Source organism: Streptomyces sp. NBC_00988 (assembly GCF_045162645.1).
Lineage (GTDB): Bacteria > Actinomycetota > Actinomycetes > Streptomycetales > Streptomycetaceae > Streptomyces.
On sequence record NZ_CP108730.1, the window covers coordinates 2,043,788 to 2,064,223 of the forward strand.

General features: G+C 70.7%; 11 protein-coding genes. 8 read left to right on the forward strand and 3 right to left on the reverse strand.

What is annotated here, in order from left to right; translation table 11 throughout:
* The first annotated feature begins 279 nt into the window (after window positions 1–279).
* From OG496_RS09435 to OG496_RS09460, 6 genes are all read left to right on the forward strand, one after another.
* Window positions 280–1,827, forward strand: a complete 1,548-nt coding sequence (locus OG496_RS09435) for an acyl-CoA carboxylase subunit beta (RefSeq protein WP_405970405.1) — start codon at window positions 280–282, stop codon at window positions 1,825–1,827.
* 71 nt (window positions 1,828–1,898) lie between these two features.
* Window positions 1,899–3,641 carry a fatty acyl-AMP ligase gene (locus tag OG496_RS09440; RefSeq protein ID WP_405970406.1) on the forward strand — a complete coding sequence of 581 codons (1,743 nt, stop codon included), beginning with the start codon at window positions 1,899–1,901 and terminating at the stop codon, window positions 3,639–3,641.
* On the forward strand, window positions 3,638–7,579 hold the full coding sequence (locus OG496_RS09445; RefSeq protein WP_405970407.1) for an acyltransferase domain-containing protein: 3,942 nt from the start codon (window positions 3,638–3,640) through the stop codon (window positions 7,577–7,579). The genes OG496_RS09440 and OG496_RS09445 overlap by 4 nt, the downstream gene beginning before the upstream one ends.
* 9 nt (window positions 7,580–7,588) lie before the next feature.
* Window positions 7,589–8,536 carry an alpha/beta hydrolase gene (locus OG496_RS09450; protein WP_405970408.1) on the forward strand — a complete coding sequence of 316 codons (948 nt, stop codon included), beginning with the start codon at window positions 7,589–7,591 and terminating at the stop codon, window positions 8,534–8,536.
* Between the two features lie 122 nt (window positions 8,537–8,658).
* Window positions 8,659–9,936 carry a PucR family transcriptional regulator gene (locus OG496_RS09455; protein WP_405970409.1) on the forward strand — a complete coding sequence of 426 codons (1,278 nt, stop codon included), beginning with the start codon at window positions 8,659–8,661 and terminating at the stop codon, window positions 9,934–9,936.
* A 94-nt stretch (window positions 9,937–10,030) separates the two neighbouring features.
* Window positions 10,031–10,672, forward strand: coding sequence for a cutinase family protein (locus tag OG496_RS09460; RefSeq protein WP_405970410.1), 642 nt, complete (start codon window positions 10,031–10,033; stop codon window positions 10,670–10,672).
* A gap of 64 nt (window positions 10,673–10,736) precedes the next feature.
* Here the strand turns inward: OG496_RS09460 and OG496_RS09465 are convergent, their stop codons facing one another.
* From OG496_RS09465 to OG496_RS09475, 3 genes are all read right to left on the reverse strand, one after another.
* On the reverse strand, window positions 10,737–12,407 hold the full coding sequence (locus OG496_RS09465) for a hypothetical protein (protein ID WP_405976593.1): 1,671 nt from the start codon (window positions 12,405–12,407) through the stop codon (window positions 10,737–10,739).
* Between the two features lie 196 nt (window positions 12,408–12,603).
* Entirely contained in the window at window positions 12,604–13,038 is a 435-nt protein-coding gene (locus OG496_RS09470) for an OsmC family protein (protein ID WP_393753605.1), read from the reverse strand.
* A gap of 81 nt (window positions 13,039–13,119) precedes the next feature.
* Window positions 13,120–15,033 carry an N-acetylmuramoyl-L-alanine amidase gene (locus OG496_RS09475; protein WP_405970411.1) on the reverse strand — a complete coding sequence of 638 codons (1,914 nt, stop codon included), beginning with the start codon at window positions 15,031–15,033 and terminating at the stop codon, window positions 13,120–13,122.
* A gap of 555 nt (window positions 15,034–15,588) precedes the next feature.
* Here OG496_RS09475 and OG496_RS09480 point away from each other — a divergent pair.
* On the forward strand, window positions 15,589–16,389 hold the full coding sequence (locus tag OG496_RS09480) for a class I SAM-dependent methyltransferase (RefSeq protein ID WP_405970412.1): 801 nt from the start codon (window positions 15,589–15,591) through the stop codon (window positions 16,387–16,389).
* Between the two features lie 514 nt (window positions 16,390–16,903).
* Window positions 16,904–20,125, forward strand: coding sequence for an alpha-L-rhamnosidase (locus OG496_RS09485; RefSeq protein ID WP_405970413.1), 3,222 nt, complete (start codon window positions 16,904–16,906; stop codon window positions 20,123–20,125).
* The last annotated feature ends 311 nt before the right edge of the window (window positions 20,126–20,436 follow it).

Below are 20,436 nucleotides of genomic sequence, written 5' to 3' on the forward strand. Positions count from 1 at the left end.
ATCCGGGGTCCTCCTGTAGTCACATCGGTGGGGGCACGTAAGAAGGGATGGAAACGTTGCCAGTGACATGACCACACTAATGGTCTGGACCGCAGACGCCTATGTGTTGTGCCGGGCCGGCGTCACTCCCTTGTCACCTCAGGACGAACCTCCGTCGCCCGGGACTCAACTCCCGCAAACAGAACGGCGATCCCTCGGTCCGCTCCCGAATCGCTGCCATATTCGAGAACCACTTCGGAGGTGGCTGTGACGCTAGAGGCGACAACATCCCTGACGTCAGTGACAGATACAGATACAGATACGGCGGATCGCACCGCCGCACGCATCGCCGACCTGGAACACCGTCGGGCACAGGCAGTTGCCACGGCCGCGCCGAGAAGACAGAGCGCTCTCGGTGCGCGGGAGCGCATCGAACGGCTGCTGGACGCGGGCTCGTTCGCGGAGACGGGCGGCTTCGTGCGAGCCCGAGTTGTCGGGGACGGCGCCCAACGTCCTTACGGCGACGGGGTCGTGACCGGGTACGGCACGGTCGACGGACGGCCGGTCTGTGTCTTCGCGCAGGACTCCACGGTCTTCGGCGGCAGCATGGGCGAGGCCTTCGGCGAGAAGACCGTGGCCCTCATGGAACTCGCCCTGAAGACCGGCTGTCCCGTCGTCGGCCTCAACGACTCCGGCGGCGCCCGCATCCAGGAGGGCGTCAACTCCCTCGCTCTCTACGCCGAGTTGGTGCGCCGCAACGTGAAGGCGTCCGGGGTGATCCCGCAGATCTCCGTCGTCCTGGGCCCGTGTGCGGGCGGTGCCGCGTACTCCCCCGCGATCACCGACTTCACCGTGATGGTGGACGGTGCCTCGCACATGTTCGTCACCGGGCCCGACGTCATCGAGGCGGTCACCGGTGAACGCACCACCGCCGAGGAGCTGGGCGGCGCCCGCACCAGCAACTCCGTGAACGGCAACGCCCACTTCCTGGCCACCGACGAAGGGGACGCGCTCGACACCGTACGCGACCTGCTGTCGTACCTTCCCGCCAACAACCTGGAACGGCCGCCGGAGTACGCGCCCGGTTCCGTCGCCGACGGGGCGCCGCTCGACGGGATCGTGCCCGACCGGCTCGGCCAGGCCTACGACATGCGGGACATCCTGCACGCGGTCGTCGACGACGGTGAACTCCTGCACGTCCAGGAGCTGTTCGCGCCGAACATCATCTGCGCCCTGGCCCGGGTCGAGGGGGCGAGTGTCGGGGTCGTCGCCAATCAGCCGCTGCACTCCGCCGGTGTCCTCGACATCGACGCCTCCGAGAAGGCCGCGCGGTTCGTACGGTTCTGCGACGCGTTCGGCATCCCGCTGCTGACCTTCGCCGACGTCCCCGGCTACCTCTCCGGCGTGCGCCAGGAGCGGGGCGGCATCATCCGGCGCGGCGCCAAACTCCTCTACGCGTACGCCGAGGCGACCGTCCCGAAGGTCACGGTGGTGGTCCGCAAGGCGTACGGCGGCGGGTACGCGGTGATGGGTTCCAAGCATCTCGGCGCGGACCTCAACCTCGCCTGGCCCACGGCCCGTATCGCCGTCATGGGTGCCGAGGGTGCCGTCGGCGTGCTGCACCGGCGCCGACTCGCCGCCGCAGCCGACCCGGAGGCGCTGCGGGCCGATCTCGTCGCCGCGTACGAGTCCACGCACGGGACGCCGTACCCGGCCGCCGAGCGCGGGTACGTCGACGACGTGATCGCGCCGCGCGACACTCGCACCCACGTCAGCCGCGCGCTGCGCGCACTGCGCGGCAAGCGCGCCCCGATGCCGGAGCGGCGGCACGGCAACATCCCGCTCTGACCGCCCTGTTCACCTCGTTCACCCTCGTCAGCCGACACCGCGATGTTCCGCGATGTGAGGAGTCACGCCCGATGGACAGCCGCCGCCAACCGCTCTCACCCGCGTACCGGACTCTGCCCGAGTACGTGCGGCACTGGGCCGAAGTCACCCCGGACCGCCGGGCGTTCACGTTCGTCGACCATCCGGCCCCCAACTCCCGCGGTGTGCACCGCACTCTGACCTGGCAGCGCCTGGATCTGCGCGTCCGCGCACTGGCCGCCCGGATCGCCGAGCGCGCCGAACCCGGTTCGCGGGTCGCCCTGTTGTGCCCGCAGGGTACGGACTACATCACCGGTTTCCTGGCGGCACTGACGGCCGGGATGGTCGCCGTACCGCTGTATCCGCCCGGTCTGCCGGGGCAGGGCGACCGGCTGGTAGGGGTGTTGGGGGACGCGCGCCCGTCGGTGGTGGTGACCACCGGGCGGGCCCTGCCCGAGGTGACGGACTTCTGCGAGCGCGCCCAGGTCACAGTCCTCGCGGCGGACCAGGTGCCGGATTCCACCGCCCTCAACTGGCAGGCGCCCGCGCCGGATTCGGCCGCGACCGCCTACCTCCAGTACACCTCCGGCTCCACCCGCACTCCGGCCGGCGTGGAGATCACGCACGCGAACGTCGTCGCCAACGCCCGCCAGGCGCTTGCCGCTTACGGTGCCGACGCGCATCCGATGACCTGCGTGGGCTGGCTGCCGCTCTACCACGACATGGGGCTGGTGCTGAGCGTCGCGGCCCCGGTCGTACGCGGCCTGCTGTCGGTGCTCATGGACCCGGCCGCGTTCCTGCACGAACCGGCTCGCTGGCTACGGCTGTTGGCCGCGCATCCGCAGGCGCTGAGTGCCGCGCCCAACTTCGCCTACGACTACTGCGCCTCCGCCGTCACCGGGGCGCAGAAGGAGGGGCTGCGGCTGGACGGGGTCGCCGCGCTGATCAACGGCAGCGAACCCGTCCGGCCCGGCACCGCCGACCGTTTCCAGGCCGCGTTCGCCGCGCAGGGTCTCGCGGCGGAGGTCCACTGCCCGTCGTACGGGCTCGCCGAGGCCACCGTCTTCGTCAGCGCCGCCCGGCCCGGCCGGCCGCTCGGCCGCTTCGCCCTCGACCGTGACGCGCTCGCCGCCGGGAAGGCCCTGCCCGCACGGCCCGAGGACCCGCGCGCCGTGCTACTGGCCGCCTGCGGAACGCCAGTTGGGCAGCGCGTGCGCATCGTCGATCCGGTCGCCTACGCCGTGCTGGCCGAGGGCGAGGTCGGGGAGATCTGGGTGCAGGGTCCCAATGTGGGGCGCGGTTACTGGAACAACTCGGCGCAGAGCAAGCGCGTCTTCGACGCCACGCTCGGCGAGGAGGCGCCGGGCAGTTGGCTGCGTACCGGCGACCTCGGGACCGTGCTGGAGGGGCAGTTGATCGTCACCGGCCGGCTCAAGGACCTCATCGTCGTCGACGGCCGCAACCACTACCCGCAGGACGTGGAGGCCACCGCCCAGGACGCGCATCACGCCGTACGACGCGACCGGCTCGCCGCGTTCGGCGTGCCGGGCGGCGCGGGCGAGCGGGTGGTGGTCGTCGCCGAGCACGCGCGCACGGCCAGCCTCGCCGACATCGACGTACCGGCCCTGACCCGCGCCGTACGCTCGGCCGTCTCCGCCCGGCACGGACTGCGCCTCGCCGACGTCGTCCTCGTCGCACCGGGCATGGTCCCCCGCACCTCCAGCGGCAAGGTGTCCCGGGCCCTGACCCGCACCCGCTACCTGGAGGGCGCCTACACGGCGGAGACCGCGATATGACGGCCACCGACACGAGAACGCTGCTGCGCCGCCGGATCGCGGAACGGGTCGCCGAGTGGAACAACACCCCTGTCGACGACGTCCCGTTGGACCGCCCCCTGGCCGACCTCGGTATGTCCTCACGGGACGCGGTCGTGCTGGCGGGCGAGTTGTCCTCGCTGACGGGCCACGAGTTGCCGGCGACCCTGCTGTGGGAGGCGCCGACCGTGGACGCACTGGTGGAGCGGGTGTACGGCACGGCCACGCGAACTGCCGTACCAGAGGCCCCTGTTGCTGTGGCGCCGGGCGAGCCGGTGGCTGTCATCGGGGTCGGCTGCCGATTTCCCGGCGGGGTACGCGGACCGGCCGACTACTGGCAACTGCTGCTCGACGGCGTCGACGCGATCAGACGTGTCCCCGAGGACAGATGGAGCGACTTCACGGCGTTCCCGCCTCCCGATACACCGTTGCACGGCGGCTACTTGGACGACATCGCCGGGTTCGACGCCGACTTCTTCCGCATCACTCCGCGCGAGGCCGCGGTGATGGACCCCCAGCAACGCATCCTCCTGGAGGTCGTCCGCGAGACCCTCGACCACGCGGCCGTCCCCGCAACCGCCCTCGCGGGCACGGCCACCGGCATCTACGTCGGTGTCTCGGCCCCGGAGTACGGACAGCTCACCGGCGCCGACGCGAACGCCGTCGACCCCTGGGCCCCGGCGGGCGCGGCGCTCAGCGTGACGGCGGGCCGACTGGCGTACGTGCTGGACACCCGCGGCCCCAACATGGCGGTGGACACGGCTTGTTCATCCTCGCTCGTCGCCGTGCACCAGGCCTGCGTCAGCCTCCGCACCGGCGAGACCGACACGGCGATCGCCGCCGGAGTCAACGTCCTCCTCTCCCCCGTCGTCGGCGTCGCCTTCGAACGAGCGGGCGCCCTCGCCCCGGACGGCCGCTGCAAGCCCTTCTCCTCGGTGGCCGACGGCATCGGACGCGGTGAGGGCTGCGCGGCGGTGCTGCTGAAGCGGCTGTCCGACGCGGAACGGGACGGCGACCGTGTCCTCGCGGTCGTCCGCGCCACCGCCGTCAACTCCGACGGGCGTTCCAACGGCCTGCTCGCCCCCAACCCCGCAGCCCAGCAAGCCCTGTTGACCACCGCGTACACACGGGCCGGACTCACCCCGGCCCACATCGACTACGTCGAGGCGCACGGCACCGGCACGCCGCTCGGCGACCCGATCGAGGCGGGCGCGCTCGGCGCGGTGCTGGGCGCTGGCCGTGACCCCGAACAGCCGTTGCTGCTCGGCTCGGTGAAGGGGAACCTCGGTCATCTGGAATCCGCGGCGGGCATCACCGGCCTGGTGAAGACGGTCCTCGCCCTTCACCACGACCTCGTCCCACCCTCGCTGCACGGCAACTCCGTCGGCGACGCACGGCTGCGTGTGGTCACCGAGCCCGAACCCTGGCCCCGCTACGGCAGTACGGCCACCGCCGGCGTCTCGGGTTTCGGGTTCGGCGGCACCAACGCCCATGCGGTACTGGAAGAATGGCGGCCCGCGCTGCCCCCGCTGGAAGAGTCCGCCGCGCGCCTCCATCTCCTCTCCGACGTCGACACCGAGCGGGTCCGCGACACCGCGTCCCGCCTCGCCACGTGGCTCCGTACGCCCGAGGGCGGCGCCGCCCGCCCCGCCGACGTAGCGCGCACGCTCGCCGGACGGGTGGGGCGCGGGCCCGTACGCGCCGCGGTCGTCGCGTGCGACAGGGACGAACTGGCCGACGCACTGGGCGCGTTGGCGCATGGTGGCAGCCCGGACGCGCGAGTGGTGACCGGTGACCGTGATCTCGTAGGGCGGGGTCCGGTCTGGGTGTTCTCCGGGTACGGCAGCCAGTGGACCGGCATGGGGCGCCAACTTCTCCTGGAGGAACCGGCTTTCGCCGCCGCCGTGGAGAAGCTCGACGCGCAGGTGGCTGACGTGTTCGGCTTCTCCCTCCACGAGCACCTGACCTCCGCCGGGGATCTCGACCGCCTGGATGTCGCTCAACCCGCGCTGTTCGGCGTCCAGTTGGCGCTCGCCGAGCTGTGGCGGTCGTACGGCGTCGAGCCGGTCGCCGTGATCGGCCACTCCCTGGGCGAGGTGGCCGCCGCCGTCTGCGCGGGCGCGCTGGATGTGGCGGACGCGGCCCGGGTCGTCGCCGTACGGGCGCGGCTGCTGGGGCAGTTGCACGGGGGCGCGATGGCCGTCGTAGACCTCGATGACGGCGAACTTCCCTCCCTGGAGCGGGACTTCCCGGGTGTGCACGTCGCCGTCCATTCCTCGCCCCGGCAGAAGGTCGTCACCGGTGACGAGATGGCGGTCGCCCGGCTGGTGCGTCGACTGGAGGAACGGGGGCGTGCCGCCCGGGTCATGCGGGTCGTCGGCGCCGGGCACTCACCTCAGGTGGAGCCGCTGTTGCCGGAACTGGCCGAGGTCCTCGCGGATGTCCGGGGTCGGCCGCCACGCGTCCCCGTCTACTCCACCGTGCTCCACGATCCGCGCGGGGCCTGCGAGTTCGACGCCGATCACTGGGCCGCCAATCTGCGTCGACCGGTGCGCCTGGACCGTGCCCTCGCCGCCGCTGCGGCGGACGGCCACACCGCCTTCGTGGAGATCTCGCCGCATCCGGTCCTGGCCAGGTCCATCGCCGACAACGTGCCCGGCGCCCTCGCTGTCGGCACGTTGCGTCGGGATGCGGATGGATCCGCCGCGTTTCTCCGGGAGTTGGGGTCCTTGTACGCGGCGGGACTGGACCTGCCCCTGCCGTCCGGCCGGGTCATCGACCTACCGGCACCGCGCTGGCGGCACGTCCGGTACTGGTGGACCGACGGCCGAACTCCCGTTGCTGCGCCCGCCGCACACCATTGGACAGAACCCGCCCCGGCCGCCGAAGACTCGGTGACCGCCCGCGTCAGCCACCACATCTCCACCGTCACCGGCCATCCAGCGGCCCGTATCACCCCCACCACGGCACTGACCGACCTCGGCCTCGACTCCCTCATGGCCGTCCGCATCCGTTCCGCCCTGCAACGCGACTTCGGCGTCGAGCTGCACCTGCGCGACCTGTTCGACGCCGTCACGGTCGCCGAAGTGGCGGGCCGGATAGGTCAGTTGACCGACGCGCCGTCCAATCCCCCTCCACTCTTCCTCTTCCACGCCGCCGGTGGAACCACCGACGTCTACCGCGCACTCGCCGAACGCATCGGCGAAGACCGCCCGGTGCACGGACTGGACCGGATCGAGGACGCGCACACCGTTTCCGAGAAGGCTCGCCGCTACGCCGAGGCGATCACCACCGCCCACCCCAACGGGCCTTGTGTGCTTGCCGGTTGGTCTTTCGGCGGTTTCGTGGCGCAGGAGACGGCGCGCCAACTCACCGCAGCCGGACGGGACGTCGAACTCGTCGTGCTCATCGATTCCGTACGGCCCCTCCCCCAGCCCGACCGCACCCCCGCCGACCGCGTCCGCGCCCATCTAACGGGCTTCGCCCAGCACATCGCCGACACGTACGGGGTCCAACTCCCCCTGCCCTACGACGCACTCGTGGCGTTGGACGACGACCACGAGTGCATCGACCTCGTGCTGCGCGCCCTGCGCGGGGCCGTGAAGGTGCCGCCGGCGGCACTGGAGCACCAGCGCGCCTCGTACCTGGATCTGCGGATCGGCGAGGCGCATCGGCCGGGCCGGTACGAGGGGCGGGTGGTGCTGTACCGGGCCACCGAACCGGCTCCGCACACCGTGCGTGACCCGGCGTACGAACGGGACGACGACGCGCTCGGCTGGGACGAGGTGTGCCCGCTTCTGACGGTCGTACCGGTGGCGGGGCATCACCTCTCGCTGCTCGACCCGCCGTACGTCGACGAGATCGCCGCCCATCTGCGGCGGGTGCTCGCCTCGCCGGAGGGACCCGCCGAACCAGCCTGAGGAGCCGCCATGCCGCACCACCACCCCCACGGGATGTCCCGACGCGCCGTCACGAGGGCAACTGCAGCCACGGGACTGGCCGTTCTGTTCGGTGCCACGTCCGCCGTAGGCCGGGCCCGGGCCGCGACGCAGATCTCGGCGCGCACGTTCGACGTGTCCGTGTCGTCGCCGGCGCTGGGCCGCAGTGCGCCGGTGCGGGTGATCCTGCCGTCGGACTTCGACGCGCAGCCCGGGCGGACGTATCCCGTGCTGTATCTGCTGCACGGGGCGCACGACGACTACACGTCCTGGACCCGGGAGACGGACATCGAGGCCTTCACGGAGGGCCGGGACCTGATCGTGGCGATGCCGGACGCGGGTCCGACCGGTATCCCGAGCGCGTGGCGCGACGGTCCCGACTACGAGACCTTCCAACTCCAGGAGGTTCCGACGCTGTTGGCCCGCGACTACCGGGCGTCCGGGGTGCGGGCCGTCGCCGGGGTGTCCACCGGGGGCTACGGCGCGATGGCGCACGCGGCCCGCCACCCGGGGGCGTTCACCGCCGCCGCGTCGTACAGCGGCATCCTCGACACCACGGCACCCGGTGTGCCCTCGCTGGTGGACGCCATCGTGGCCCGCGAGAATCTGGCGCCGCGCACCCTCTGGGGCAATCCCCTTCTGGACCTGCTGACTTGGCAGGCCTTCAATCCGCGCGCCCGGGCCACCGGACTGCGTGGGACACCCTTGTACGTGTCCAACGGCAGTGGTGTGGCCGGGGGTTCAGGCGACTGGCTGCCCGAGGCGTTGGAGAGTCTGCTGTGGCCCTCCGCGCACAGTTTCACCGGCTTTCTCGCCCTGCTCGGTATTCCGGTCACCACGCACTTCTACTCGGGAGGAGGCCACAGCTGGGCTTACTGGAAAGGGGAGTTCACCACCTCGTGGCCGATGCTCGCCGGTGCGCTGGGGCTACCGGAGTGATGTCGGTGCAGCCGGGGCACGGAACGGAGCGCAGGGGACGACCGTCCAACACGGGACGTCCCCCTCGTCCCACGGGCAACAGTCCGTGGGCGAGCCGCCTCCGGGGGAAAGGAGTGTCCGTCGTGGCTGTCCCCACCCCGCGCGGAGTACCCACCGAGCCCGGAACCGCTCTGGTTCCGCCCGACCTGGCCGAGCTGCTGCGCGCCCAACTCGCCGCCGTCTCCGACGAGGTGGAGGACGTGGTGCGCAGACATGTCCCCGAGTACGCGCGGCCGGACGACGGGACCTATCGCGAGAACCTCAGGTCCGGGGTGGTGCAGGCGCTCACGCTGTTCGTCGACCACATCGCGGACCCGCACGGCCAGAACGCCGCGATGGCGGCGGCGTACTACGAGGAACTCGGGCGCGGCGAGGCCCTGGAGGGCCGCAGCCTGGAGGCACTTCAGTCGGCGATCCGCGTGGGCGGGCTGCACGCGTGGCGGCTGATGGGCCGTACGGCGGAGGAACTCGGCCTGGATTCGGCGGTGGTGGCCGCGTTGGGCGAGATGGCGTTCCGTACCGTGCACGAGGTCGCGGAGGCGGCCGCCGCCGGGTTCACGGAGGCGCAGTCACGCAGCACGGACGAGGTGGAGCGGCGGCGCCGACGGCTGCTCGAACTCCTGCTGGGCGAGGGGCCGGTGGCCCCGGAGACCTTGCAGGACCTGGCGCACGGCGCGCGATGGCGGGTGCCTTCGCAGGTCGCCGTCATCGCGCTGGCGGGCCCCGCGGACCCGCGTGCGGAGGACCGGCCGCCGGCGATGCCGGGCGCGCTGGCCGACATGGAGTCACGGCCGCCGCGCGTCCTGGTACCGGACCCGGAGGGCTACGGCCGGTTCGGCGGGCGGTCGTTCGTCCTCGGCCTGGGCGGCCGTCCGGCGGCGATCGGTCCTACGGTCCCGGTCGTCGAGGCCGCGCGGTCCCTGCACTGGGCCACGCGGGCGTTGGGTCTGATGGGGCGCGGGGTGCTGCCCCGGCAGGGCGTGGTGCTGTGCGCCGACCATCTGTCGACGCTGTTGCTGCACAGCGACGAACCGCTGCTGGCCCAGCTGGAATTACGGGCCCTCGCGCCCCTCGACACCGCGTCGGAGGGTCAACGCCCGCGGCTGGCCGAGACGTTGCTCGCCTGGCTGCTCAGCGGCAGCAACGTCCCCGATGTCGCCGCCCGGCTCCACATCCACCCGCAGACGGTCCGCTATCGCCTGCGTCAGTTGGAGAAACTCTTCGGCGCGTCTTTGCACGATCCCGGCACCCGTCTCGATCTGATCCTCGCGCTGCGTTCGGCGGATTTGCGGGAGGGCGACCGCGACTCACGAGGCGGTGACCGCGACTCACGGGGCGACAAAAACAGAGAGAGTTTCTGAATTCCCGTCCATAACACCGGGTACGGGAACGCGAATACCTTCGGGGCAGTCCTTTCCACAGGCGCCGCAAGCGCCCCACCCTCAAAGGATTCCCATGCGTATTCGCTTATGCCTGGCCGCACTCTCGCTGGTCGGCGGGGCCGGGCTCGCCACCCTCTCCGCACCCGCCGCATCGGCCGCCACCTGCTCGGACCTCGACGTCGTGGCGGCTCGCGGCACCTTCGAGCCGGGCACACTCGGCCTGATCGTCGGCGACCCGGTGTTCTCCGCGCTCCAGCAGAAAATCACCGGAAAGACGCTCTCCAGCTACGCGGTGAACTATCCCGCCGACCTTTCCCTCACGTCCGCCGCGACGGGAAACGCCGATGTGGTGAACCACGTCAAGGCACAAGCGGCGGCCTGTCCCAATCAGCGTTTCATTCTCGTCGGCTATTCGCAGGGCGCGAACGTCGTCGACAACTCCATCGGAATCAGCAGCGACGGCGCGGTGGTCGGCAGCCCGATCGTCGCGACCATCCCGGCCGCGGTGGAGCCGAAGGTCGCCGCGGTGCTGCTGTTCGGCAACCCGATCCGGGCCCTCGGCAAGAGCGTCACGGGCACCTACCAGAGCCGCACCATCGACTTCTGCGCCAACGGTGACCCCATCTGCCAGAACGGCGGAACCGACGTCCTCGCCCACCTTGGCTACACCTCCGACGCCGACGCGGCGGCCACGTTCGCCGCGGGCAAGGTCTGAGCCGTAGCGACGCTGTAGGGCCCGGGAGTTGATCCTCCTGGGCCCTACTGGTGCGAGGGGAAAGCTACTTGGGCGACAGGGCGAACGCCGCGAGGCTGCTGGAGACGGCCTCGGGGCGGCCGTTGTTCTGGACGGGTGCCGCGGTCAGTACGTCGAGGTGCTGGTAGCCGGGGGCGATCACGGGGTGCAGGCCGGCCGGGATGTGACCGGCGAGCAGGCCGTCACCCGCGAGCACGGTGAGCGTCGGGTTGGCGGTCAACCCGCCCGGGTGCACGAGGAGTTGCTTCACCTGCGGCGAGGTGGCCAGCTCGATGTCGGTGACCAGCTTGGTCGGGAAGTACTGCTCGGTGAAGTCCAGCGGCTGCTCCCCCATGCTGCGGGCCAGCTCGTGGATGTCAGTGACCTCCTTGGAGGCATTGGTGAAGAGGGTGCCGTCGGCCGACCGGTACCCGGGGTCGTCGGCGGCGCCGACACGGTCGTAATCGCGCCAGGTGTAGAGCGGCCCGTGCGGCACGGCCGGGATGGCCTTGTACTCGACGCCGAAGAGCTGCGACTGATCCGAACTGCCGTTGGCTGCGGGGAAGTTCTTGTCGACGATCGGCCCGCCGTCGAAGAATCCGACGCTGCTCTGCAGGAAGGCGAGGGGTACGGAGTTGTCGTCCATGAGTGACCCGAGTACCGCGTCGTTGGTGAGCCGGAAGTCCTTCACCGCGGGTGAACCGGTGAGGAACGTGGCGGCGTCCTTGGAGAACAGGAAGCGGTTCGTGGCCTCGATGTTTACGTTGGAGGGGAGGTAGGACGGCAGGTCCGCCTCGCCGTCCGGGTTCTGTACGGCGCCCAGGCCGGCGATGGCGAGCAGGGTCATCGTCTCGGGGTTGAGCAGCACGGGCGCGGACAGCGAGCGGGACAGCACGCCGCTGTCGAGCCCGGCCTGGACGACCGCGTAACCGAGCCCGATGTCAGGCAAGTTGGTGTCGTCCGGGATGCTGCCGCTGAGGTCCGACAGGTCGGTCGAGATCGTCGTGTCGAGGGCGAAGTACCCGGCGCACTGGTTCTGCCCGGCGTCCGCCGTGGTCGCGGGGTTGCCGTCGAAGTCGGCCGCCGCGAAGTAGCCGGTGATGACACCGCCGAGCGAGTGCCCGCCGCACAGCACCTTGTTCTTGCGCAGGGTCGGATCGGGCAACTCGGCGGTGAGCAGGTCGTATTCGTCCCGTACGGTCTGCTGGATGCCGAGCTTGGCCATCCAGCCGAGCTGGTCGTTGCCGACGAACCCGGCGAAGGTCCGGCCGCCGACGGCCTTGCCGCGGTAGTAGTAGTCGACGGCCGTGTGCTCGTCGCCGGACGCGATACCGGTGGGATCCTCAAGGCAGTTGGAGCGCCGGTCCAGGGCCCAGAACTCGATGTGCCGTCCCTGCGCGGCGGCTTGCGCGACCGTGTCGCGGGCGACGCTGTCGAACGCTCCGGCCCCTTCCAGGATGCCGGGTTGGGCCACGAGGATCCGGTCGGCGTCGGCCGACGCGCTCGGTCCATCGGCGGAGCGGTAGCGCAGATACGACAGCCAGTCGCACGCCGCCGGGCGGGCGCCGAACGACTGCGGTAACGGCGCTTTGACCCGCACCAGCGACTCGACCACACCGTCGGCGGGATGCGTCGACGCCACCGGGGTCTCGGTGCGGGCGCTCTCTCCCTGGGCCTGTGGAGCGGCGGCGGTGAGCGCGCCCGCGGTCAACAACACCGCGAGCGCGGCACCGCGCCACGTACGTCCTGCGCTCGTGGCTCCGCGCCACGAACTTCCTTTGCTGCGACTCGTGTTCATGGCCGGACCGTAGGACGGCCGGGACCACGGGATCAGGCGGTGCTCACAAGAACGCAGCGCGCGCCGGTGCCCTTGTCACCTGCTCGCAGAGAACCTCGCGGACAACGGGGCGGGGTCAGGCGTCCTTGATCGTCGCGGTGACGGGCGTGCCGGTCTCGACCGTACGGCTGACCGTGCACAGCCGGTCGTGCGAGACGGTGACCGCCCGGGGCAGGATCGCGCGGGCCCGGTCCCCGGCCTCCCCCTCCGGGAAGGTCACGGCGAAGGTGACCGCAAGGTCGGTCATCCGGTTGCCGAGGTCGTCGCTGACCTTGTTGCCGGTCACCGTGACGGTGAACCCGTCCGGCTCCGCGTGCCGGGTGGTGGCCACGTCGACGTCGGCCGCGGTGCAGCCCCCGATCGCGGCGAGCAGCAGCTCGACCGGGGTGAACTCGGTGCCGCCGCCGACGGCGGTACCGAAGTCGATGGTGCCGCCGCGGGCGTTGGTCGCGGTGAAGCGGCCGGGGGCGGTGCGGTCGACGGTGACTTGGCGCAGGGGGTTGTCGCTCATGGGGAGATCCTCGCAGAGCACCCTGCCGAAGAGCTCGACCGGTGCGGGCAGGTCGTAAGTGTGCTGCCCGCACCGGCCGGTTCAGGAGACCTGTGAGGCGTCGACCAGGACGACCCGGTGGTTGTACTGGATGGTGTAGTACTTGGCCGCGCCGGTGACATAGGTGTCGCCCGAGACGAAGAAGTCGTCGGCGCTGACCGGGGGTTGGGTGGCGACGTAGGCCTGGCCCGCCGGGAAGCCGTAGACGGTCAGGGGCTTCTGGGTGGACGGGGACAGGCCGGAGGGGTACTCCGACGCCTGCGGGTAGCCGGAGCCGTAGAGGGTCGCGGCCTGGTCGCCGGAGTGGAGGATCGTGGCGCCGGGCGCGGCGCAGGTGTTGACGCCGTGGGGGTTGTAGAACCACACCTTCGCGCCGCTGAACCAGATGGCGGTCCAGTCGCCGTCGACGTCGGCGACCACGAACTGCTGGCCGGCCTGGACGGTGCTGCCCCAGTCGTTGATCGAGTCGGTGCCCGCGCTCGCGCCGGGGTGGATGGCCGGGTCGGCGAACAGGGGCGCGTCCGCACTCGGACCGGTGCGCACCGGAAGGAAGTTGGAGGGCGCGGTGCTCTCGGTGCACGCGGTGGTGGCGCCCGTGGGGTCGTCGGCCGGGCAGACCTGGACGGTCTGCTGGTTGGTCGCGAACTCGGGGCTGATGGTGACCGCCGAACCCACCCTCGGGGCGTGCCGGGCGGCGCTCTGCGCGTGGGCCGCCCGCGCCGGGGCGACCATGTCCATGAACGCCGTCCAGTCCCAGTAGGGGCCGGGGTCCCAGTGCATGCCCCGCACGTAACTGTCCTGCGGGCCGGGCACGTTGTCGTGGCCGATGATGTGCTCGCGGTCGAGCGGGATGTCGTACTTCGCGGCGAGGTACTTCACCAGATCGGCCGTCGCTTGATACTGCGCCTGCGAGTACCAGGTGGCTCCGTGCGCGGCGTAGCCCTCGTGCTCGATGCCGATCGAGTGCATGTTGAACCAGTAGTTGCCGGCGTGGAACGCGATGTCCTTGGTGTGCGCCATCTGCGTGACGGCCGCGTCCGAGGCCCGCATGACGTAGTGCGCCGAGTCGCCGGAACCCGCCGTCTGGAACGTCTTGATCGCGGCGTCGTAGGACGACTCGGTGTCGTGCAGGACGATGTACTTGATCTGCACGCCGTCGCCAGGGCGGCCCGCGACCTGCCCGTTGGAGGCCGCCGCGGCGAGGAAGGTGCAGTCGACCGTGGCGGGGCACTCCGTGTCGGTGGCCGTCACGGCGGCCTTCAGCTTCAGTTCGGACAGCTGCCGCGTCTCGGGGTGGACCGAGCTCTGCGCCGCCAGGCGGACGTGCTGTCCGTCGACGGTCGTCCGCGAGGCGCCCGAGGACACGGTCTTGAAGACGCGGTCGGCGAAGAGCTGCGCGGCCTTCTTGTCGGACGACTGGCTGTACTTGGCCACCGCGCCGTACCAGTCGGCCGGGTCGGCGGAGCTCCTGCCCGTCAACTCCTGCTGGTACGAGGCGAGTAGGGCGGCACCGGCGCGGATGTTCTCGCGGTCGTCGGTGCGCAGTTCCGTCGCCGGGGTGTCGGTGAGCTTCGCAGCCGCGCCGAGGGTGTGCAGGGCCGGGTCGGACGTCAGCTCGGCGAGGTCACCGCGGCCCGCGGCGCCCGCCGCGCCCCCGGACACCATCTTGGCGGTGACGTCCGTCAGGTTCATCGGGCCGTATCCGCCCGAGGTGTTGTAGTGCCCGTCGTGGTCGTCCCACTGCGACTCCTGGTACGACACGGCCAGCAGCACGGGCAGCGGTACGCCGAACTCCTTGGCCGCGTCGGCGAAGGAGGACTGCCGGTCGGCGCCCGGGGCCTGGGCGGCCTGCGCCGTCGACGGCAGTACGGCGAAACAGCCTGCGGCCACGGCGCCGCCGGCCAGGATCCCGGCCAGCACCTTCCGGGGTGATCTTCTACGCGAGGATTGCTGCAAGGCTCTTCCCTTGTATGTAGTGCCCTGAATGTATGCAGTGCTCTGATGTATGTAGTGCTGAATGTATGTAGTGCCCTAAGGCAGACGTGCGCGGGGCGACGCCTGCCCGAACCACTGTGCGGAAGCTTCCAGCATCACCCACCGGACGCCACAACTCCCGCAGCGGGCACGCGAGTCGGCGATTCCCTCAGCGGTGTCACTGGTCTCGACGTCATCCGGCGCGGGGCGGTTGCGGGGCGGCGCCTCGCAGCGCGTCCACGGCAGCGTATGAGCTCACACATCGCGCGGAGATCGCCAAGGCCGTCCTCGGCGTCAACGCGGTCACCTGAACGAGGGCTTGGTCGTCGCGAGTCGTATCCGCCGAATTCTGTTAGGGCAACTCCGCTTCACCCACATTCGGGACATGAGCGGTCGACGCAACCGCACCATGACCGCCTCCTGGCTCCAGGATTCTCCGGTCGGCCCTACCCTGTGGCCGGGCGGCGACACCGACACGAAGCCACGGTGGCTGCGGCGGTCCGCCCTGGGACCTCCCGCGGGGCTAATGTCCGTCGGATGAGCACAGACGATGCGAACCGGCTCTGGACACGGTCCATGCCCGAGGCCTACGAACGCCATCTGGTGCCGGTCTTCTTCCGCCCCTTCGCCGTCGACCTGGCCGCCAGGGCGGCAGTGCTGCGGCCCCGCACGGTCCTGGAACTCGCCGCCGGGACCGGGGCGTTGACCTCGGCCCTGCTCACCTCGGTGCCCACGGCCTCGGTGGTGGCGACCGACCTCAACGAAGCGATGGTCACCGCGGGATCGGCACGGGAACCGCGCGCGGAGTGGCGGCAGGCGGACTCCCAGGACCTGCCCTTCGAGGACGACAGCTTCGACCTCGTCGTGTGCCAGTTCGGGGTGATGTTCTTCCCCGACAGACCCGCCGCCTACACCGAGGTGCGCCGGGTCCTGGCCCCGCAGGGACGGTTCCTGTTCAACAGCTGGGGCCCGCTGGCCTCGCACGGATTCGGGGCCGCCTTCCAGACCACCCTGGAACAGTCCATGCCCGACGGAGCACCCCCGTTCCTGAAGGACGTGCCCCACGGCTACTCCGACCCGGCCGTCGTCACCGCGGACCTGGCGGCCGCCGGACTGACCCTGGCCACCGCCGAGGAGATCACGCTGGAAGGCGTCGCGGAGTCGGCAGCCTCCATCGCGACCGGGTTCCTCACGGGCACACCGGTGAGCGCCGCCGTGCAGGCCCGCGAAGACGCGCAGGCCATCCAGGTCGCCGTCACACAGAAGATGACGGACCGACTCGGCACCGGCCCCGTGACGGCACCGATGACCGCGACCGTCTACACAGCGCACCAGTAGGCAGAACCCTCCTCCCTCCGGTGAGCACGGCCACCGGAGGGAGGAGGCAAACTACGGAGAGGCGAGCCCTCCACCAGGGCGCCAAAGGCGGCCTGCGCAGAACTCTGACGCGGAGGCTCCGCGCCGGCCGACCGCTGAGGAAGAGGCGTCGCCGCGCCGACCAGCGCGCGCCGAGACGTATCGCGCCCACCGTCCTGGAGAGCGGGTCCCGGTCGCCCTCCAGGGTTGTCGGCCGCCCGCCATCTGCCCCCGCACTCGGCCGGGTACGCCGCCGCGCAGCCCTGATCGCGACGTGCCGAGCCCTGCCCGGCACAAGCGTTTGCGGTCCGTGATTGAAACCGTTCAACGCCCTCGCATCCACCTCGCGCGCCGACTCCGCCCGGAGCGATCGCGAAGTAGCCCTGTCACGAAAACATTTGCATGACGATTGACCCCGGCACCACCAGGCTCTACGTTACCCACGCCTCTCATATCTGAATCGATTCATCCCATTCCGTGCGAGTGAGGAGTCGTAGTGATCAGCAGGAGGAACATGCTCGCGGGCGCGGTCGCCACGGTCGCGGCAGCGACCGTCGACAGCGTGCCGGCGATGGCCGCACAGGCATCCGGACAGGCACAGGCACAGGCACAGCGCGACGGACTGCACATCACGGCGCCGACCGTGGAATACGTCCAGCACCCGCTGGGGATCGACGCACAACGGCCCAGGCTGAGCTGGCCGTTGGCCTCCGACAGAGTGGACATGCGCCAGAGCGCGTATCAGATCCGCGTCGCCACCACCGCGTCGGGCCTGTCCCGCCCGGACGTCTGGGACAGCGGGAAGGTCACGTCCGTCGAGTCCGTCCTCGTGTCCTACGGAGGCCCTGGACTCAAGCCCCGGACGCGCTACCACTGGTCCGTACGCGTGTGGGACGCCGACGGCCACGTCTCCGGCTGGAGCGCGCCCTCGTGGTGGGAGACCGGACTGATGGCCGCCGGGCAGTGGACCGCCGACTGGATCTCCGCACCGGCAGGCCTCGTGGACGCACCGTCCTTCGAAGGCGGTTCCTGGATCTGGTTCCCCGAGGGCGATCCGACCATCAGCGTTCCGGCGGCCACCCGTTGGTTCCGTCATACCGCCCAACTGCCCGACGGGATCACGTCGGCCACGCTCGCCATCACCGCCGACAACGTATATGCCGTCTCCCTGAACGGAGTTGAGGTCGCCCACACCGACCTCGACACCGACAACGAGGACTGGAAACGCCCGGCGGTCATCGACGTACTGGAGCGCGTACGGGCCGGTGACAACGTTATCGCCGTCGCCGCCACCAACGCGACCGAGGGCCCGGCGGGGCTCATCGCCACCCTTGTCGTCCGGACCGCCTCCGGTGAGCAGAAGGTGTTCACCGACGCCTCCTGGAAGGCGACGGACCAGGAACCGGCCGACGGATGGCGGGAGTTGGGGTTCGACGACGGGGGCTGGCCGGCGGTCCGCGTGGCAGCGGCCTGGGGCAGCGGACCGTGGGGGCGAGTCGTCCCGGTGTCGTACGCCGTCACACAGCTGCGGCACGAATTCCGGCTGCCGCGCCGGAAGGTGTCCCGCGCGCGCCTGTACGCCACGGCGCTCGGCCTGTACGAGAGTCACCTCAACGGCAGCCGGGTGGGCCTCGACCAGCTCGCTCCCGGCTGGACGGACTATCGCACCCGCGTCCAGTACCAGACGTACGACGTCACCGAACACCTGCGGCCCGGTGCCAACGCCATCGGGGCGTATCTGGCACCCGGCTGGTACGCCGGCAACGTGGGCATGTTCGGGCCCGGTCAGTACGGCCAAGTCCCGGCGCTCCTGGCCCAGTTGGAGGTGGAGTACGCGGACGGGACGAGCGAGCGCATCGTGTCGGGCGCCGACTGGCGGACCGCCGCAGGGCCGATCGTCGCCGCCGATCTGCTCAACGGCGAGACGTACGACGCCCGCAAGGAGACCCCCGGCTGGGCCTCACCCGGCTTCGACGACACCGGCTGGCTCGACGTGCGGGGCATGGGTGGCGTCGGCGACATCGGCCCCGACCTGATCGTCGCGCAGGTGGACGGTCCGGTGCGGGTGGAGCAGGAGCTGACACCGAAGAAGATCACCCAACCCAAGCCCGGCGTCTACGTGTTGGACCTGGGCCAGAACATGGTCGGCTCGGTGCGGCTGCGCGTGTCGGGCGACGCGGGCACGACCGTCCGGCTCAGACACGCCGAGGTGCTCAACCCCGACGGCACTGTCTACACCGCGAACCTGCGGACCGCGGCGGCGACCGACACGTACACCCTCAAGGGCGGCGGGAAGGAGGAGGTCTACGAGCCCCGCTTCACCTTCCACGGTTTCCGGTACGTCGAGGTGACCGGATTCCCTGGCACGCCCTCGGCGAAGGCCGTCACCGGCCGCGTCATGCACACGTCCGCCCCCTTCACCCTCGACTTCGAGACCGACGTACCGATGCTCAACCAGCTGCACCACAACATCACTTGGGGCCAGCGCGGCAACTTCCTCTCCGTTCCGACCGACACACCCGCACGCGACGAGCGCCTGGGCTGGACGGGAGACATCAACGTCTTCGCGCCCACGGCCGCGTACACGATGGAGTCGGCGCGCTTCCTGTCCAAGTGGCTCGTCGACCTCCGGGACTCCCGGACCGCGGAGGGCGCGTTCACGGACGTGGCACCGATGGTCGGCACGGTCGGCAACGGCACGGCGGGCTGGGGCGACGCGGGGGTCACGGTCCCCTGGTCCCTCTACCAGGCGTACGGCGACCGCCAGGTCCTCGCGGACGCCTGGCCGTCCGTCCAGTCCTGGCTGACGTACCTGGAGAAGAACAGCGACCATCTGCTGCGCCCGGACCAGGGATACGGCGACTGGCTGAACGTCGACGACGAGACCCCCAAGGACGTCATCGCCACCGCGTACTTCGCGCACAGCGCCGACCTCGCGGCCCGTATGGCCGGGGAACTCGGCACGGACACCGCCCCCTACCTCGGTCTCTTCGAACGGATACGAACAGCCTTCCAGAACGCCTACGTCACCTCCGAAGGCAGGGTGAAGGGCGATACGCAGACGGCGTACGTCCTGGCGCTGTCGATGAACCTGCTCCCGGACGCGTCACGGAAGGCGGCGGCCGACCGTCTCGTCGCCCTGATCGAGGCCAAGGACTGGCACCTGTCGACGGGTTTCCTCGGCACTCCCCGACTCCTGCCCGTCCTCACCGACACGGGCCACACCGACGTCGCCTACCGCCTCCTGCAACAGCGCTCGTTCCCCAGTTGGGGCTACCAGATCGACCGGGGCTCCACCACGATGTGGGAACGCTGGGACTCCATCCGGCCCGACGGCAGCTTCCAGGACGCCGGCATGAACTCCTTCAACCACTACGCCTACGGCTCGGTGGGAGAATGGATGTACACGAACATCGCCGGCATCTCGGCGGGCGGGCCCGGCTACCGCGAGATCGTCATCCGCCCCCGCCCCGGCGGAGCCGTCACCACCGCTCACGCCACGTTCACCTCGGTCTACGGCCCGGTCTCCACCCGTTGGCGGCGGCGGTCCGGCCGGTTCACGCTGACCTGCGCGGTGCCGCCCAACACGACCGCCGAGGTGTGGATCCCCGCGTCCACCCCGGACGCGGTGACCCACACGCACGGGACCTACCTGCGCCAGGAGGACGACTGCGCGGTGTACCGGGTCGGCTCCGGCACCCACCGCTTCACCACCTGATCAAGACGGTACGGCTGCCCGGAACGGTCACCGGCCCGGGCAGCTCGACCTGAGGCGGCACCCAGAGATCAGAGACGGCATCAAGACCCCGCAAGAAAAGTGAGGCGCACCTTTCGCTCGGGGTTGTCCCTGTTCGTGTCCGCCAAACTCCGTTAGGGCAACTCCTAGCGTAGCTGGGAGATTTGGGGCGCCGAGGGTCCAGTGCGCCCTCGGGTCCGCCCCACCTAGGAGGAGGCGGCTCCGCCTATAGGGGCAAGACGTGGGCGTAGGTCGAGCAGGCCGTACGCGGATCACTGTGACCGTGCGGCCAT

Coding starts and splice junctions, on each gene's coding strand:
- OG496_RS09440 (WP_405970406.1), top strand. CDS start 1,899: ATGGACAGCCGCCGCCAACCGCTCTCACCCGCGTACCGGACTCTGCCC.
- OG496_RS09445 (WP_405970407.1), top strand. CDS start 3,638: ATGACGGCCACCGACACGAGAACGCTGCTGCGCCGCCGGATCGCGGAA.
- OG496_RS09450 (WP_405970408.1), top strand. CDS start 7,589: ATGCCGCACCACCACCCCCACGGGATGTCCCGACGCGCCGTCACGAGG.
- OG496_RS09460 (WP_405970410.1), top strand. CDS start 10,031: ATGCGTATTCGCTTATGCCTGGCCGCACTCTCGCTGGTCGGCGGGGCC.
- OG496_RS09470 (WP_393753605.1), bottom strand. CDS start 13,038: ATGAGCGACAACCCCCTGCGCCAAGTCACCGTCGACCGCACCGCCCCC.
- OG496_RS09480 (WP_405970412.1), top strand. CDS start 15,589: ATGAGCACAGACGATGCGAACCGGCTCTGGACACGGTCCATGCCCGAG.